Origin of the sequence: Pantoea sp. BR_17 (genome assembly GCF_041955125.1) — a bacterium.
Classification (GTDB): domain Bacteria; phylum Pseudomonadota; class Gammaproteobacteria; order Enterobacterales; family Enterobacteriaceae; genus Pantoea; species Pantoea stewartii.
On the sequence record NZ_JAVAXT010000005.1, the window covers coordinates 1 to 14,455 of the forward strand.

General features: G+C 54.1%; 14 protein-coding genes and 1 other RNA gene. 8 read left to right on the forward strand and 7 right to left on the reverse strand.

Features of this window, described 5'->3' with window-relative positions:
• Positions 1–10: 10 nt before the first annotated feature.
• Both RAC60_RS09595 and RAC60_RS09600 read left to right on the forward strand, forming a co-directional pair.
• Positions 11–132, forward strand: a non-coding RNA gene (locus tag RAC60_RS09595) — RtT sRNA.
• 285 nt (positions 133–417) lie between these two features.
• Positions 418–771 (forward strand): FlxA-like family protein, encoded by a 354-nt coding sequence (locus RAC60_RS09600; RefSeq protein ID WP_006117791.1) that lies wholly within the window; start codon positions 418–420, stop codon positions 769–771.
• Here RAC60_RS09600 and RAC60_RS09605 read toward each other — a convergent pair.
• The gene (locus RAC60_RS09605) at positions 768–1,688 is read right to left on the reverse strand and encodes a LysR family transcriptional regulator (RefSeq protein ID WP_033740794.1); all 921 of its coding nucleotides are present in this window, start codon (positions 1,686–1,688) and stop codon (positions 768–770) included. The two genes, RAC60_RS09600 and RAC60_RS09605, sit on opposite strands and share 4 nt — an antisense overlap.
• A gap of 95 nt (positions 1,689–1,783) precedes the next feature.
• On the opposite strand from RAC60_RS09605, the gene RAC60_RS09610 reads away from it, so the two are divergent.
• Complete coding sequence (locus tag RAC60_RS09610) at positions 1,784–2,791, forward strand: bile acid:sodium symporter family protein (protein WP_375093472.1); 1,008 nt, start codon at positions 1,784–1,786, stop codon at positions 2,789–2,791.
• A 43-nt stretch (positions 2,792–2,834) separates the two neighbouring features.
• Here RAC60_RS09610 and RAC60_RS09615 read toward each other — a convergent pair whose 3' ends face one another.
• The 3 genes from RAC60_RS09615 to zipA all read right to left on the reverse strand — a co-directional run bounded on the left by RAC60_RS09615 (position 2,835) and on the right by zipA (position 6,139).
• A complete protein-coding gene (locus tag RAC60_RS09615; RefSeq protein WP_039339860.1) occupies positions 2,835–3,053 on the reverse strand; it encodes a DUF3820 family protein in 219 nt (72 codons plus the stop codon).
• A gap of 1 nt (position 3,054) precedes the next feature.
• On the reverse strand, positions 3,055–5,073 hold the full coding sequence (gene ligA, locus RAC60_RS09620; RefSeq protein WP_375093473.1) for an NAD-dependent DNA ligase LigA: 2,019 nt from the start codon (positions 5,071–5,073) through the stop codon (positions 3,055–3,057).
• 67 nt (positions 5,074–5,140) lie between these two features.
• Entirely contained in the window at positions 5,141–6,139 is a 999-nt protein-coding gene (zipA, locus tag RAC60_RS09625; protein WP_375093475.1) for a cell division protein ZipA, read from the reverse strand.
• Positions 6,140–6,357: 218 nt separating this feature from the next.
• Between zipA and cysZ the strand changes: the two genes are divergently transcribed.
• From cysZ to crr, 5 genes are all read left to right on the forward strand, one after another.
• A complete protein-coding gene (gene cysZ / locus RAC60_RS09630) occupies positions 6,358–7,125 on the forward strand; it encodes a sulfate transporter CysZ (protein WP_375093477.1) in 768 nt (255 codons plus the stop codon).
• Between the two features lie 141 nt (positions 7,126–7,266).
• On the forward strand, positions 7,267–8,235 hold the full coding sequence (gene cysK, locus RAC60_RS09635; protein WP_033740801.1) for a cysteine synthase A: 969 nt from the start codon (positions 7,267–7,269) through the stop codon (positions 8,233–8,235).
• A gap of 390 nt (positions 8,236–8,625) precedes the next feature.
• Positions 8,626–8,883 carry a phosphocarrier protein Hpr gene (gene ptsH, locus RAC60_RS09640; RefSeq protein ID WP_003848868.1) on the forward strand — a complete coding sequence of 86 codons (258 nt, stop codon included), beginning with the start codon at positions 8,626–8,628 and terminating at the stop codon, positions 8,881–8,883.
• 159 nt (positions 8,884–9,042) lie between these two features.
• Positions 9,043–10,770 (forward strand): phosphoenolpyruvate-protein phosphotransferase PtsI, encoded by a 1,728-nt coding sequence (gene ptsI / locus RAC60_RS09645; protein ID WP_006117799.1) that lies wholly within the window; start codon positions 9,043–9,045, stop codon positions 10,768–10,770.
• A 42-nt stretch (positions 10,771–10,812) separates the two neighbouring features.
• Positions 10,813–11,313, forward strand: a complete 501-nt coding sequence (gene crr, locus RAC60_RS09650) for a PTS glucose transporter subunit IIA (protein WP_006117800.1) — start codon at positions 10,813–10,815, stop codon at positions 11,311–11,313.
• A gap of 58 nt (positions 11,314–11,371) precedes the next feature.
• Here crr and RAC60_RS09655 read toward each other — a convergent pair whose 3' ends face one another.
• The 3 genes from RAC60_RS09655 to cysM all read right to left on the reverse strand — a co-directional run bounded on the left by RAC60_RS09655 (position 11,372) and on the right by cysM (position 14,445).
• Positions 11,372–12,721: an ATP-binding protein gene (locus tag RAC60_RS09655; RefSeq protein ID WP_162286356.1), complete on the reverse strand. Its 1,350-nt coding sequence runs from the start codon at positions 12,719–12,721 to the stop codon at positions 11,372–11,374.
• On the reverse strand, positions 12,718–13,398 hold the full coding sequence (locus RAC60_RS09660; protein ID WP_006117802.1) for a response regulator transcription factor: 681 nt from the start codon (positions 13,396–13,398) through the stop codon (positions 12,718–12,720). The genes RAC60_RS09655 and RAC60_RS09660 overlap by 4 nt, the downstream gene beginning before the upstream one ends.
• Positions 13,399–13,563: 165 nt before the next feature.
• Entirely contained in the window at positions 13,564–14,445 is an 882-nt protein-coding gene (gene cysM, locus RAC60_RS09665) for a cysteine synthase CysM (protein ID WP_375093481.1), read from the reverse strand.
• Between the last annotated feature and the right edge of the window lie 10 nt (positions 14,446–14,455).

The window sequence follows — 14,455 nt, forward strand, 5'->3', positions numbered from 1 at the left end:
CGTTTCTGCGCTCCGATGTCTGATGTGCAGGATGAGAACCTGCTGCAGGTTCGACTGAATCGCACAGCGATTCAGGCTGTCACCCGAAGGGCGAGGCCCGCCGGGCTGAAGACTATCCTGCACGACCCACCAAATTCAGAAAAAAGCGCCTGAAGGCGCTTTTTTCGCTTCTGCGCTCCGCTGCCTGACGTGCGGAATGAGACTCTGCCGCAGGTTCAGTTACCCGCCCTGCTTTTTCCCACTGCCGAAATAATGAAACCAACAGCCGTATCCGCCACCGTTACCCGTATACTCAACTGAATGGTAAGGACTAACGTTAATCTGTAAAAATCTTTTCGTAAATTTAACATTTTGAGGCATTAAGCTTTTGCCGCGCGCATCCGATAACCTAAAACGTCTAATTGCAAGGAGATCATCATGACAACTATTTCAACCAGCACACCGAGCATCGGCAGTGGCTCAACGTCAGATACGACAAGCGCCTCATCAGACACGGCAGCACAAATTGCCAGTCTGAATAAGCAGATTTCGCGCCTGAACGACCAGTTAAAAAGTCTGGGCGATGATAAGACACTGACCACCGAAGAAAAGAAGAAGCAGCAGGATACAATCAAAGCGCAGATTCAGGTTTTAGAAGCGCAAATCCAGCAGCTGCAACGCAAAGAGCAACAAAAAGCCGAAGCGAAACAGGCGGAAAAAGAAGGTAAAACCGTGTCAGCCGACGGCGTCAATCGCCCTACCCAAAATAATCAGCTCGACGTCTATATTTAAAACGCAGGACTGGAAGCACGTTGTTGCGTCAGCAGAGCTCCCTGCTGACGCACCTCCTGCCATATGGCCTCGCCCGCAGGCGTTAACGAGCGATTCTTGCGCTTAATTAATGTCAGGCTGCGATTGATCTCAGGATAGAGACGTCTTACCGTTAACGCGCGCCCCGCAGGAAGCGGTAACGCCAGCGCGGGTAAAATGCTGATCCCGATACCTGCATCAACCATAGGAAACAGCGTGGCCGGATGACCGATTTCCTGAACCACATTGATACTGATGTTCTGCTGACGTAACGCCGCGTCAATTAATATCCGGCTGCCCGACGCATAATCCTGAAGCACCATCGTACGTCCCTCCAACATCGGCCACCTTGCCTGCCCGACTTCAGCAAGCGGATCATCCTCCCGGCACAGCAGTAAAAAGGGTTCATCCAGTATGGCGCAACAGTCGAATTCACTGTCATTCAGCGGGCCAATCACAATGCCAAAATCGACTTCGGCGTGACGTACGCTCTGAAGCACGGCCTGCTGCACCCGATCGTGCAGGATGATCTTTATTTCCGGGTAGCTTTGCTGGCTGGCGGCAAGGCATTGCGGCATCAGGTGGGCTGAGATCGTCTGACTCGCCGCGATGCGTACCGTACCACTGCGTTGTTCGCCATAGCTACGAATATCCAGCAGCGTGGTGTTTATCTCTTCCAGCAACCTTTCCATACGTGAAGCCAGCTGCTGCCCGGCTTCGGTCAGCACCACCTCGCGCGTCGTGCGATCCAGCAAACGGACGCCCGTTTCCGCTTCCAGCTCTTTAATGCTGTGGCTGACCGCAGACTGACTCAGCCCAATCGCCTGCCCTGCCTGGCTAAAGCCACCATAATGCGCAACGGCCACAAAGGTGCGTAACTGACGTAGGGAGTAATTCATTAATTTCTCGCATAGATTCATTTAATAAATCAATTTTATTTCTAAACCCTCATCACGCACAATCACTCCAGACTTAATTTAACCGGATTTTAACGATGGGATTTCTCCGTATTGACCCGATGATGATCAAGCTGATCATCACTGTACTTCTGGCCTCTTTCATTCCGGCGAGAGGCGGCTTCGTCGACTTTTTCACGTACCTGACCACCGCCGCCATCGCCCTGCTGTTCTTCATGCACGGTGCCAAACTGTCACGCGAAAAAATCATCGCAGGCAGCAGCCACTGGCGGCTTCACCTTTGGATCATGTGCAGTACGTTTGTTATGTTCCCGGCGCTGGGGCTGCTGATTGTCTGGTGGCATCCGGTTAACGTCGGCGCAGAAATTTATACCGGCTTCCTTTACCTCTGCATTTTGCCTGCCACCGTCCAGTCGGCCATCGCGTTCACCTCAATGGCCGGCGGCAATGTGGCTGCGGCTGTGTGCAGCGCATCGGCATCCAGCCTGTTAGGTGTTTTCGTCTCCCCGCTGCTGGTTAATCTGGTGATGGACGTCAACAGTAACGGACCAGGCGATGGCCTTGAGCAGGTCGGTAAAATCATGCTGCAACTGTTAGTGCCGTTTGTTTTAGGTCATCTGTCACGCCGCTGGATTAGCGGTTGGGTGGAAAGGAACCGTAGCCTGATTGGCATCACCGATCAGACGTCCATTCTGTTGGTGGTTTATTCCGCGTTCAGCGAAGCGGTGGTGAACGGCATCTGGAAACGCGTCGGGATTGATACGCTGCTGTGGATTCTGGCGGGCTGCATCCTGCTCCTGACGCTGGTGCTGATTATTAACTATCTAGCTGCGCGCCTGTTTGGCTTCAGTTGTCCCGATGAAATCGTGGTGTTGTTCTGTGGCTCGAAAAAGAGCCTGGCGAACGGCGTGCCGATGGCCAATATCCTGTTCCCCGCCAGCGCGGTGGGTATCATCGTCTTGCCACTGATGATTTTTCACCAGGTTCAGTTGATGGTGTGCTCGTTTATTGCCGGACGTTACAAGCGAACCAATGCGTTGCAGGCGGAGAAAAGCAAAGCGGCTGTCGTGGAATCGCAGAAATAACGGAAACACGTTCAGACACGCGGCCTCATGCGAGGCCGCGAACTCAGTCACCACGCTTTAAAGGTTTAACTAACCCTTCCAGCCCTTCAATTTTTATCGCCAGGGTAAGCTGCATCAGCTCCCCCAAACGACCAGCCGGAAACTCGCCGCTACGGGCGAACCACAGCAGATAGGGCTCTGGCAAATCAATCAGCATCCGGCCTTTATATTTGCCAAACGGCATGGCCGTATTCGCAATCTCGATCAGCGCCTGCTTATCCATCTCAGGTACCGAGTCGCCGGATCATTTCGGCTTCATCAATGATCTCGATGCCCAGCTCCTGCGCTTTTGCCAGCTTCGAACCCGCAGCTTCTCCTGCGATCAGCAAATCGGTTTTCTTCGATACGCTGCCGCTGACTTTGGCACCGAGTTCGATGAGTCGCGCTTTGGCATCGTCCCGGTTCATCTGCGAGAGTGAGCCCGTTAACACTACGGTCTTGCCTGCAAACGGACTGTCGATCTCGCCGGGGTTCACCGCCACCACCTGGGGCCAGTGGATGCCAATATCTTCAACCAGTTGCCGGATCACCTCGCGGTTGCTCTCTTCTTCCATGAAGTGCCGCACGTGCTTCGCGACGACCGTGCCCACATCCTGAACCGCAATCAGCGCGTCCAGATCGGCATCCATGACCTTTTGCAGATCGCCAAAATGACTGGCCAGGTTTGCCGCCGTGGCTTCGCCGACTTCGCGAATACCCAGCGCATAGAGGAAACGCGCCAGCGTAGTGGATTTGGCTTTTTCCAGCGCGTCGACCACATTCTGCGCCGACTTCGCGCCCATACGATCTAACCCGGTCAGGGTTTCACGGCTGAGCCGGAACAGATCGGCCGGGGTTTTGACGTACTCTTTCTCGACCAGTTGATCGATAATCTTGTCACCCATGCCGTCAACGTCCATGGCGCGCCGCGACACAAAATGCTTCAGCGCTTCTTTGCGCTGTGCACCACAGATTAAGCCACCGGTACACCGCGTGACCGCCTCGCCCTCAACGCGTTCAACATCGGAACCGCATACCGGGCACTGAGAGGGAAACACGATCTCACGGGCATTGTCAGGCCGTTCGCTGGTTACAACGTTGACCACCTGAGGAATCACATCGCCGGCACGACGAATCACGACTTTGTCGCCAATGCGCAGGCCAAGGCGTTCAATTTCATCGGCATTATGCAATGTGGCATTGCTGACCATCACGCCTGCCACCTGAACGGGTTCCAGCCGGGCAACAGGTGTAATAGCGCCCGTCCGCCCCACCTGGAACTCGACGTCACGCACAATCGTCATCTGCTCCTGCGCAGGAAACTTGAACGCCACGGCCCAGCGCGGCGCGCGCGCGACAAAGCCCAGCTTTTCCTGCAATTCCTGCGAATCGACTTTAATCACCACGCCGTCGATATCAAAACCCAGCGTGGCCCGCTCTGATTCAACCTCGTGATAAAACGCCAGCGCTTCATCGGCGTTCTGCACCAGACGAATACGGTCACTGACCGGCAGGCCCCAGGCTTTGAACTGTTGCAGTCGCGCCATGTGGCTGCGGGGCATCTCGCCCCCTTCCAGCAGGCCCAGTCCATAGCAGAAGAACGTTAGCGGTCGTTTCGCGGTGATACGGGGATCCAGCTGGCGCAACGAGCCCGCTGCCGCATTGCGTGGATTGGCAAAGACCTTGCCCTCCGTACGGCGCGCCTCGGCATTGAGTTTTTCAAAGCCGCTTTGCGTCATAAACACTTCTCCCCGCACTTCTACTCTGGCGGGAATATTGTCCCCTTTGAGGCGCAGCGGAATGGCACGAATCGTCCGCACATTCGTCGTGATATTTTCGCCTGTTGTGCCATCGCCGCGCGTCGCCGCGCGCGTTAATAAGCCATCTTCATACAGCAGGCTGACCGCCAGGCCATCCAGCTTGAGTTCACAGCAATAGGTGAGATCATCGGTGCTTTTCAGACGATCCTGGACGCGCTTATTGAAGGCCCTGAAGCTGGGTTCATCGAACGCGTTATCCAGTGACAGCATCGGCACTTCATGGCGTACCTGCTCAAATACCATCAACGGGGCGGCCCCTACGCGCTGCGTGGGAGAATCAGGCGTGATCAGATCAGGATGCTGTGCTTCCAGATCCCGCAGTTCCCGCATGAGGCGATCGTATTCCGCATCCGGCACTTCCGGCGCGTCCATAACGTGATACAGATATTCGTGATGGCGCAACGTGGTGCGCAGTTCAGTGATGTGTTCCTGGACGGATTTCATATAACCCCATCAGATAAAAAACCCCCGACAGGCGGGGGTTCATCATAATAATTTGAAAAAGTGTGGATTACTCGCGGGATTCGACCACATCGCGGATACGCGCTTTGTAAGTTTCCAGCTTTTGCGGCGTCATCATCCGGCGTTCGTCATCCAGTACCACACCGCCCACATCGTCCGCGATACGCTGCGCGGACTGTAGCATCAGCTTAAAGTTCTGATTCGCATCGCCATACGACGGCACCATCATGAAAATTGAGACGCCAGGCGTGGTGAAGTCGGTCATTTCGTCAGGATTGAAGGAACCGGGTTTCACCATGTTAGCCAGACTAAACAGCACAGGACCGCTGCCTGCCGGACTGAGATGACGATGGAAAATGTTCATTTCACCAAACTGAAAACCGGCCTGCAAAATGCCCTGTAGCAAGGCTTCACCATTCAGCTGACCGCCTGAGTGCGCCGCGACATGCAGCACAAGCACCGCTTCTTTGGGCTTACTGCTGGTCTGCGGACGAGGTTCAGGTTGTTTCGGCTGCGGCGGCGGACTGACCACCTCAGGCTCTGGCTCATAGTCAGGCTCAGGTTCGGCCTGATAAACAGGATTGGGCTGAACGCTGTCCAGCGGATCGCTATCCAGCAACGGATCGGCCTGAACCGGCGGTGCGGTAAAGGCTGGTGGCTGGCGAGTCGGTGCGGGCCGTTGTGGCGCACGTTCCGGTTGCGGTGCCGGGTCAAAAAGAGGATCGCTTTCAGGCTGCGGCGCAGAAGGCTGACGCGGGCGCTCCTTAACAGGCTCACGCCGCACTTCAGGCTGTGGCTCGCGGATGTCGTCAAAATGAGGCTCCTGGTGCCCGCGCGTATTACGCACACGCACTTCACCGACGCCGTCATCAGCGTCGTCGGTCAGCGTCTCATCATCATGTTCATCACGTTGTTTCAAACGTTTGTGCGGGCGATCGCGGAAGACTGAAGAGCGTTCTTTACGGCTGGTCCACAGTCCGTGAATAAGAAGCGCTATAATGGCGATCGCGCCAACAACGATTAATATCAGACGCAAATCCTGCATCATTGTATTCTCTGTTGTTCCAATACCTTGCCACCGCGGCAAACTTTATTCTCTAACTGTATTTGCCCTGCCAGATAAGTGCAAGTCTGTGCAGTATTTTCTCACAAATAAGATTGCTTACCGCCACTTTTTCGTTGTTTTTTTACCCAAACGGCACCTGGTCAGCAGAAAAAGCCAGGTTATAGTAGGCGCGCCTTAACATCTTCAGGAGAACTGGCTCGATGGCTGTGAATAATTCCGTTTCCTCTTTTAATGGCGTGCACTATTTTAGCCAGGGCTGGAAGCTAATCAGGTTACCGGGCATACGGCGCTTCGTCATCGTTCCCTTGCTGGTCAACATCCTGCTGCTAGGCGGCGCCTTTGTCTGGTTATTTTTCCGTCTTGACGGGTGGATCCCCAAACTGATGTCGCATGTGCCGGACTGGCTGCAATGGCTCAGCTATGTGCTGTGGCCGCTGTCGGTGATTTCGGTGGTGCTGGTGTTTAGCTATTTCTTTTCAACGATAGCCAACCTGATTGCCGCGCCGTTTTGCGGCCTGCTGGCGGAACAACTTGAGGGGCGGCTGACGGGTAAACCGCTGCCTGACAGCGGCTGGCTGGGCATGGTTAAAGACGTGCCACGCATCATGAAACGCGAATTACAAAAGCTGGGCTACTACCTGCCCCGCGCACTGGGCCTGTTATTACTTTATTTAGTTCCGGGTTTTGGGCAGACGGTGGCACCCGTGCTGTGGTTTATGTTCAGCGCCTGGATGTTGTCTGTTCAGTATTGCGACTATCCTTTCGATAACCATAAAGTCAGTTTTCAGCAGATGCGTCATGCCTTACGCCAGCACAAGACAGCCAATATGCAGTTTGGCGCGCTGGTGAGCCTCTTTACAATGATTCCCGTGGTGAACCTGGCCATTATGCCGGTCGCCGTGTGCGGGGCCACCGCGATGTGGGTTGATCGCTATCGGGCGAACCTGGCTCGTGAAAGCCTGCGCTGAACATATCAACTATCCTTATGCAATTTTCAGCAGGTCTTATCGCCATGAGACATATAGATATATGATTTCTTTCCTTCCGCCACGGGGCAGAACAGGTATGCTCAGAGGGTTCCCAATAATTCATACAGTTAAGGACAGGCTATGAGTAAGATCTATGAAGACAACTCTTTGACAATTGGTCATACGCCGCTGGTTCGACTGAACCGCATCGGTAACGGCCGCATCCTTGCGAAGGTTGAGTCCCGTAACCCGAGCTTCAGTGTGAAATGCCGTATCGGTGCCAACATGATTTGGGACGCAGAAAAACGCGGTATTCTTAAGCAAGGTATTGAACTGGTTGAACCGACCAGCGGTAACACCGGTATTGCATTAGCCTACGTGGCCGCCGCGCGCGGTTACAAACTGACGCTGACCATGCCGGACACCATGTCTGTTGAGCGCCGTAAGTTGCTTAAAGCCCTGGGCGCAAATCTGGTCCTGACCGAAGGCGCAAAAGGCATGAAAGGCGCGATCGCCAAAGCCGAAGAGATCGTGGCCAGCGATCCCGACAAGTATTTGCTGCTGCAGCAGTTCAGTAACCCGGCCAACCCGGAAATTCACGAGAAAACCACCGGTCCCGAAATTTGGGAAGACACGGATGGTGAAGTGGATGTGTTCATTGCCGGTGTGGGGACCGGCGGCACGCTGACAGGCGTGAGCCGTTACATCAAAAACACCCAGGGTAAGAAATCCTTGATCACCGTGGCCGTAGAACCCACTGACTCACCGGTGATTGCGCAGGCGATGGCGGGCGAAGAGCTGAAACCCGGCCCGCATAAGATTCAGGGGATTGGCGCGGGCTTTATTCCGGGTAACCTGGATTTGGCGCTGATCGATTTAGCTGTCGGCATCACTAATGATGAAGCGATCGCCACGGCCCGTCGCCTGATGGAAGAAGAAGGCATTCTGGCCGGTATCTCTTCGGGTGCCGCCGTTGCCGCCGCGCTGAAGTTGCAGGAAGATGAAGCCTACGCCAACAAAAACATCGTTGTCATTCTTCCTTCTTCCGGTGAGCGCTATCTCAGCACCGCGCTGTTTGCCGATCTTTTCACGGAAAAAGAGCTGCAATAGCCCGAAGTTCGCCCTGGACAAACGCTTAAAAAGCACCCTGACGGGTGCTTTTTTGTGGCACAGATCTCACTTTTACCATGCAGCCAATTGATTTCAGTCGTGTGGCTCTGGTATTTAGACTGCCAATTATTTCGATGCCTGAAATTAATCCTCCTTTGAAGTGGATCAAGCTGAATCAAGTTTCAGATTTAGTGAAAGGGCGAATCACGGCATAATTACCCGGTGACGTGCTCAACTCGTGTTTTGACACGCAGCGGGAATGAAACACTCATTCAAGCGCATTTGTTCGATTGTAAGTTGTATACCCGCGCACCTACACAGGCTAAAGTTACGGCTCCAGGCTAGACTTTAGATCCATAACACTCATCCTGAAAACGTTGGGGAAATAGAATGTTCCAGCAAGAAGTTACCATTACCGCACCAAACGGACTGCATACTCGCCCTGCTGCGCAATTTGTCAAAGAAGCTAAAGCCTTCCAGTCAGAAATCACCGTGACCTCCAACGGCAAATCGGCCAGCGCCAAAAGCCTGTTTAAGCTGCAGACTCTGGGTCTGACTCAGGGCACCGTTGTCACACTTTCTGCGGAAGGTGAAGATGAGCAAAAAGCCGTAGAGCATCTGGTTAAGCTGATGGCGGAACTGGAGTAATCTCCTTTCTGCTCCGCTTAAAACGACTCTTCTGCGCCATTGTGTGCAACATCTTGATCGCGGACAACCTGTCCGCGTTATTGCTTTCGTAGAGTACGTGTCACACGACTATGGCAACGCAACGAGTCCAGTCAGCCATCGTGATAAAAAGGTAGGGTTATGATTTCAGGCATTTTAGCATCACCAGGTATCGCTTTCGGCAAAGCTCTGCTGCTGAAAGAAGACGAGATCGTCATCAACCGTAAAAAAATTTCAGATGACCAGGTTGAGCAGGAGGTTCAGCGCTTTCTGCAAGGGCGTAGCAAAGCGGCTGAGCAACTTGAAGCTATTCGTATCAAAGCCAGCGAATCCCTGGGTGAAGAAAAAGCAGCCATCTTCGAAGGCCACATTATGTTGCTGGAAGACGAAGAGCTGGAGCAGGAAATCATCGACCTGATCAAAAAAGATCACGCCACTGCTGATGCTGCTGTGAACTCCGTCATCGACGCCCAGGCAAAAGCCCTGGAGGAGCTGGACGACGAATACCTGAAAGAGCGTGCGGCAGACGTGCGTGACATCGGTAAGCGTCTGCTGCAAAACATTTTAGGTCTGCACATTGTCGACCTGAGCGCAATCCAGGAAGAATCTATTCTGGTGGCGAAAGATTTAACGCCATCCGAAACCGCACAGCTGAATCTGAAAAAGGTGCTGGGCTTTATTACCGATTTGGGTGGCCGTACCTCGCACACCTCAATCATGGCACGCTCGTTAGAAATCCCGGCGATTGTCGGCACCGGTAACGTGACCGCCACCATCAAAAACGGCGATTTCATCATCCTGGACGGGGTGAACAATGCGATTCACGTTAATCCGTCTGAGGCGGTTCAGGAAGAGCTGAAAGCGGTTCAGAATCAGTATCTGTCTGAAAAACATGAGCTGGCGAAGCTGAAAGATCTGCCGGCTGTTACGCTGGATGGCCATCAGGTTGAAGTCTGCGCCAACATCGGTACGGTACGCGATATCGCCGGTGCCGAGCGCAACGGCGCAGAAGGTGTTGGCCTGTACCGCACTGAGTTCCTGTTTATGGATCGCGACTCACTGCCGACCGAAGAAGAGCAGTTCCAGGCGTATAAAGCGGTCGCAGAAGCCATGGGATCGCAGGCCGTGATCGTCCGTACCATGGATATTGGCGGTGATAAAGACCTGCCTTACATGAACCTGCCTAAAGAAGAAAACCCGTTCCTGGGCTGGCGCGCCATCCGTATTGCAATGGATCGTAAGGAAATTCTGCATGCACAGCTGCGTGCTATCTTACGTGCCTCTTCTTTCGGTAAGCTGCGCATCATGTTCCCGATGATCATTTCGGTTGAAGAAGTGCGTACGCTGAAAGCGGAACTGGAGCTGCTGAAAGCGCAGTTACGCGAAGAAGGTAAAGCGTTTGACGAGTCAATCGAAGTGGGCATTATGGTGGAAACGCCTGCCTCTGCCGTGATTGCACGTCACCTGGCGAAAGAAGTCGACTTCTTTAGCATTGGGACAAACGATTTGACGCAGTATACTCTTGCAGTAGATCGTGGTAATGATTTGATTTCGCACCTGTATAACCCGATGACGCCTTCGGTACTGAACCTCATCAAGCAAGTCATTGATGCGTCTCATGCTGAAGGTAAATGGACTGGCATGTGTGGTGAGCTGGCAGGTGACGAACGTGCTACACTACTGTTACTGGGAATGGGGCTGGACGAATTCAGCATGAGTGCCATTTCTATCCCTGGCATCAAGAAAATTATTCGTAATACACATTTCGAAGATGCGAAGGCGTTGGCAGAGCAGGCACTGGCTCAACCTACGGCGGAAGACTTGATGAACCTGGTGAACAAGTTCATTAAAGAAAAAACGCTCTGCTGATCCGCGAGATGCTGGCCCCAAATTACTGCTTAGGAGAAGATCATGGGTTTGTTTTCTAAACTTTTTGGCGAAAAAACAGATAGCGCTGGGACAATTGATATCGTAGCGCCTCTGTCTGGCGAAATCGTGAATATTGAAGACGTACCAGATGTGGTGTTTGCAGAAAAAATCGTGGGTGACGGTATTGCGATCAAACCAAGCGGCAACAAAATGGTTGCGCCGGTTGATGGGACTATCGGCAAGATTTTCGAAACCAACCATGCCTTTTCAATCGAATCCGATAATGGCATTGAGCTGTTCGTGCATTTCGGCATCGATACCGTCGAACTGAAAGGCGAAGGCTTCAAACGCATCGCCGAAGAAGGTCAGAAGGTTAAAAAAGGCGACGTGGTGATCGAATTCGATCTGCCGCTGCTGGAAGAGAAAGCAAAATCCACACTGACCCCTGTTGTCATTTCCAATATGGATGAAATCAAGGATTTGACAAAACTGTCTGGTCAGGTCGTCGTGGGTGAAACCCCGGTGATTCGCATCAAAAAGTAATACACAAACGGCACCTCAGGGTGCCGTTCTCTTATGCTTCTATGCTTCACGTCTCTGCTTAATGCGGCTGCCAGCGGGGCAAACGCAGTGTCAGCTCCAGTCCGCCTTCAGGCCGGTTAACCGCCCTGACCTCGCCATGATGCGCCAGTACCACTTTGCGCACAATTGCCAGCCCCAGCCCGTAGCCTTTACCCAATAACGGCGAATTGACCCGGACAAAGGGATCAAAGATGCTGGACAGCTTATTCTCATCGACGCCTGGCCCCTGATCCCGCACCTGAATCGCCAGCCACTGTTGCTCAACCTGCAGGCTGACCTCAATGCGCTGACCCGGCAGCGAAAAGCGTAAAGCATTACGCAGCACGTTCTCAATGCCTCGCCGGCATAACTCAGCATTCCCGCGTACGGTATGATCGGCCTGCTCATCAACGTTAAACACGACCTCGACGCCGGGGATCTGCGCTTCATAACGGAGATCGGTAACCACCGCCTCTAATAAGCCGGCCAAATCAAAATAGTGTTCGCCCGGCACACTTTCATGCTCGGCACGCGCCAGGGTTAACAGTTCACCAATCATCTTATCCAGCCGCTGTGCCTCTTCATCGATGCGATCCAGCGAGTCATTCACGTTTTCTGGCCGCTGTCGCGCCAGGCCCGTTGCCAGCTGCAGACGGGCAAGCGGCGAGCGCAGTTCATGAGAGATGTCATGAAGCAGGGCTTCACGGGCACGCACCAACGTGTCCAGGCGTTCAACCATGGCATCGAACGCCTGCGCCACGCTGGAGAGCTCGTCATGACGCTTACGCAGCGCAGGATAGAGCCTGATGCTTAAGTCGCCATTGGCTACCCGCGAAAAACCTTCACGCAGTTGTCGCATAGGGCGCGTCAGGTTCCATGCCAGCAGCAGGCTAAACAGCAACCCCACAGACCCGGCGAAAATGAACATGGGCTCCGGAATATTCAGGAAATTATGTGGCCGCCCCTCCCGGCTCATTGTGCGTATGCCTTTCAGATCGTACAGCAGCTCATAGCTCTTGCCGTCCGGGCTCTGTGCCTGGCGCACAAGATGGTCGGGAAAAAAGGATTTTTCGGGCGTTTCGGGCGCAAGCGGCGGTGCCTCTGCGTTGCGGAGATTATCCAGTGCGCGTACATGCAAAAACGCCCGATCTTCCGGGGCCCACTCCGCCATCATCGCATCCAGCGCTGACGGGCCGCCCCGCTCCAGCACCGACACGGCTGACGCCATCAGCGCGTCAGCCAGCCGCTGGGTGACCAAATATTCAGGGGGATGATGCCGCGTACCGGAAAGTGAGAAACCCAGCCAGATCAGCTGACTGATAATCAGGAAAACCAGCCAGAACCCCAGCAGGATCTTCCAGAACATGTGCCCACGGTAAGTTTGATTCATCGAATGCGATAACCAATGCTGCGAACGGTTTCGATGGTGATGCTGTCGGCGGTGAGCGCGCTGAGCTTCTGACGGATATTACTGATATGCACATCCACGCTGCGATCGTACGCTTCACGCGGTCGTCCCAGGCCTTTCTCAGACAGCTCGTCTTTCGTCACCACCCGGTCCGGTGAACGCAGCAGCAAATCAAGCAGATTAAATTCAGAGGCGGTCAGATCAAAGGCTTTCCCCTGCCATTCCGTCACGCGGTTGGCCGCATTGAGTGTTAACTCTCCCCATTGCAGCGTCTCTTTTTTATCCTGCAGAGGCGCATGCTCCTCAATCCGACGCAGTACGGCACGCAAGCGCGCCACCAACTCACGGGGATAACACGGCTTGGGCATATAGTCATCGGCCCCCATTTCCAGGCCGATAACCCGATCAATATTGTCGCCCTTGGCCGTCAGCATAATCACCGGCAGACGGCTTTGCTGGCGCACCTGGCGCAGGACATCGGTGCCGCTCATATCCGGCAGCATAATATCCAGAATCATGGCGCTGTACTCACCGGACAGCGCCCCCTGCACACCGGCAGTGCCGGTTAACACCAGTTGCGTATCAAAGCCTTCCGTGATCAGATACTGGCTCAGCATCGTGCCTAATTCTACGTCGTCATCTACCAGCAGGATTTTCATTGTTATCTCTCTTACGTCACTGGCGCTATTTTGAACCGGGCCAGCGAAACGCGCAGCCAGTTTTACGCGATCCTTACAGATGCCAGTAAGCTTAGCCAAATAAACAAGACTCAGGCAGCCGACGGCGCAGCATAAGCCTTCAGAGGGCGTAATGGCTGCGTGACGTTACTGATAAACGCCGGTAGAGAGATAGCGATCGCCACGGTCACAAACAATCGCCACCACGACGCTTCCAGGATGGGCGCTGGCAATACGCAGTGCGCCCGCGACCGATCCGCCTGAGCTGACGCCGCAGAAAATACCTTCACGCCGGGCCAGCGCCCGCATGGTCTCTTCGGCTTCCTGCTGCCCCATATCAATTACCTCATCCACCAACTCGGGCCGGTAAATGCCGGGCAAATACGCCTGGGGCCAGCGGCGAATCCCAGGAATGCTACTGCCTTCTTTAGGCTGCAGGCCAATCACTTTCACGCCCGTCTTATGTTCTTTTAAAAACCGCCCTACGCCGGTAATCGTGCCGGTGGTGCCCATACTGGAGACAAAATGCGTCATGCGCTGATTCGACTGGGCCCACAGCTCCGGTCCCGTGGTCTGGTAGTGGCCCAGTGGATTGTCTGGGTTATTAAACTGGTCCAGCACCCTTCCCTCACCGCGCGCCGCCATCGCCTGGGCTAAATCACGCGCGCCCTCCATGCCCTGCTCCCGACCGATCAGGACTAACTCGGCCCCATAGGCACGCATCGCATCCTGCCGCTCCTGGCTCATATTATCCGGCATCAGTAAGCGCAACCGGTAGCCTTTCATCGCCGCGATCATCGCCAGCGCGATACCGGTGTTGCCACTGGTGGACTCAATCAGCTGATCGCCCGGTGTTATCTCGCCTCGCCGTTCCGCCTGATGAATCATCGACCAGGCTGCGCGATCTTTGACGGAACCGGCGGGGTTGTTGCCCTCCAGTTTCAGCCAGATCTCACTGCCATTGTCAGGCGTCAGGCGCTGTAACCTGATAAGCGGTGTATTACCGATTGTGTGTTCCAGAGTGGTCACGGTGCATATC

What these genes read in the sequence shown, in the direction of transcription:
- RAC60_RS09600 (WP_006117791.1), top strand. Translation starts at nt 418, where the DNA reads ATGACAACTATTTCAACCAGCACACCGAGCATCGGCAGTGGCTCAACG.
- RAC60_RS09605 (WP_033740794.1), bottom strand. Translation starts at nt 1,688, where the DNA reads ATGAATTACTCCCTACGTCAGTTACGCACCTTTGTGGCCGTTGCGCAT.
- RAC60_RS09610 (WP_375093472.1), top strand. Translation starts at nt 1,784, where the DNA reads ATGGGATTTCTCCGTATTGACCCGATGATGATCAAGCTGATCATCACT.
- RAC60_RS09615 (WP_039339860.1), bottom strand. Translation starts at nt 3,053, where the DNA reads ATGGATAAGCAGGCGCTGATCGAGATTGCGAATACGGCCATGCCGTTT.
- ligA (WP_375093473.1), bottom strand. Translation starts at nt 5,073, where the DNA reads ATGAAATCCGTCCAGGAACACATCACTGAACTGCGCACCACGTTGCGC.
- zipA (WP_375093475.1), bottom strand. Translation starts at nt 6,139, where the DNA reads ATGATGCAGGATTTGCGTCTGATATTAATCGTTGTTGGCGCGATCGCC.
- cysZ (WP_375093477.1), top strand. Translation starts at nt 6,358, where the DNA reads ATGGCTGTGAATAATTCCGTTTCCTCTTTTAATGGCGTGCACTATTTT.
- cysK (WP_033740801.1), top strand. Translation starts at nt 7,267, where the DNA reads ATGAGTAAGATCTATGAAGACAACTCTTTGACAATTGGTCATACGCCG.
- ptsH (WP_003848868.1), top strand. Translation starts at nt 8,626, where the DNA reads ATGTTCCAGCAAGAAGTTACCATTACCGCACCAAACGGACTGCATACT.
- ptsI (WP_006117799.1), top strand. Translation starts at nt 9,043, where the DNA reads ATGATTTCAGGCATTTTAGCATCACCAGGTATCGCTTTCGGCAAAGCT.
- crr (WP_006117800.1), top strand. Translation starts at nt 10,813, where the DNA reads ATGGGTTTGTTTTCTAAACTTTTTGGCGAAAAAACAGATAGCGCTGGG.
- RAC60_RS09655 (WP_162286356.1), bottom strand. Translation starts at nt 12,721, where the DNA reads ATGAATCAAACTTACCGTGGGCACATGTTCTGGAAGATCCTGCTGGGG.
- RAC60_RS09660 (WP_006117802.1), bottom strand. Translation starts at nt 13,398, where the DNA reads ATGAAAATCCTGCTGGTAGATGACGACGTAGAATTAGGCACGATGCTG.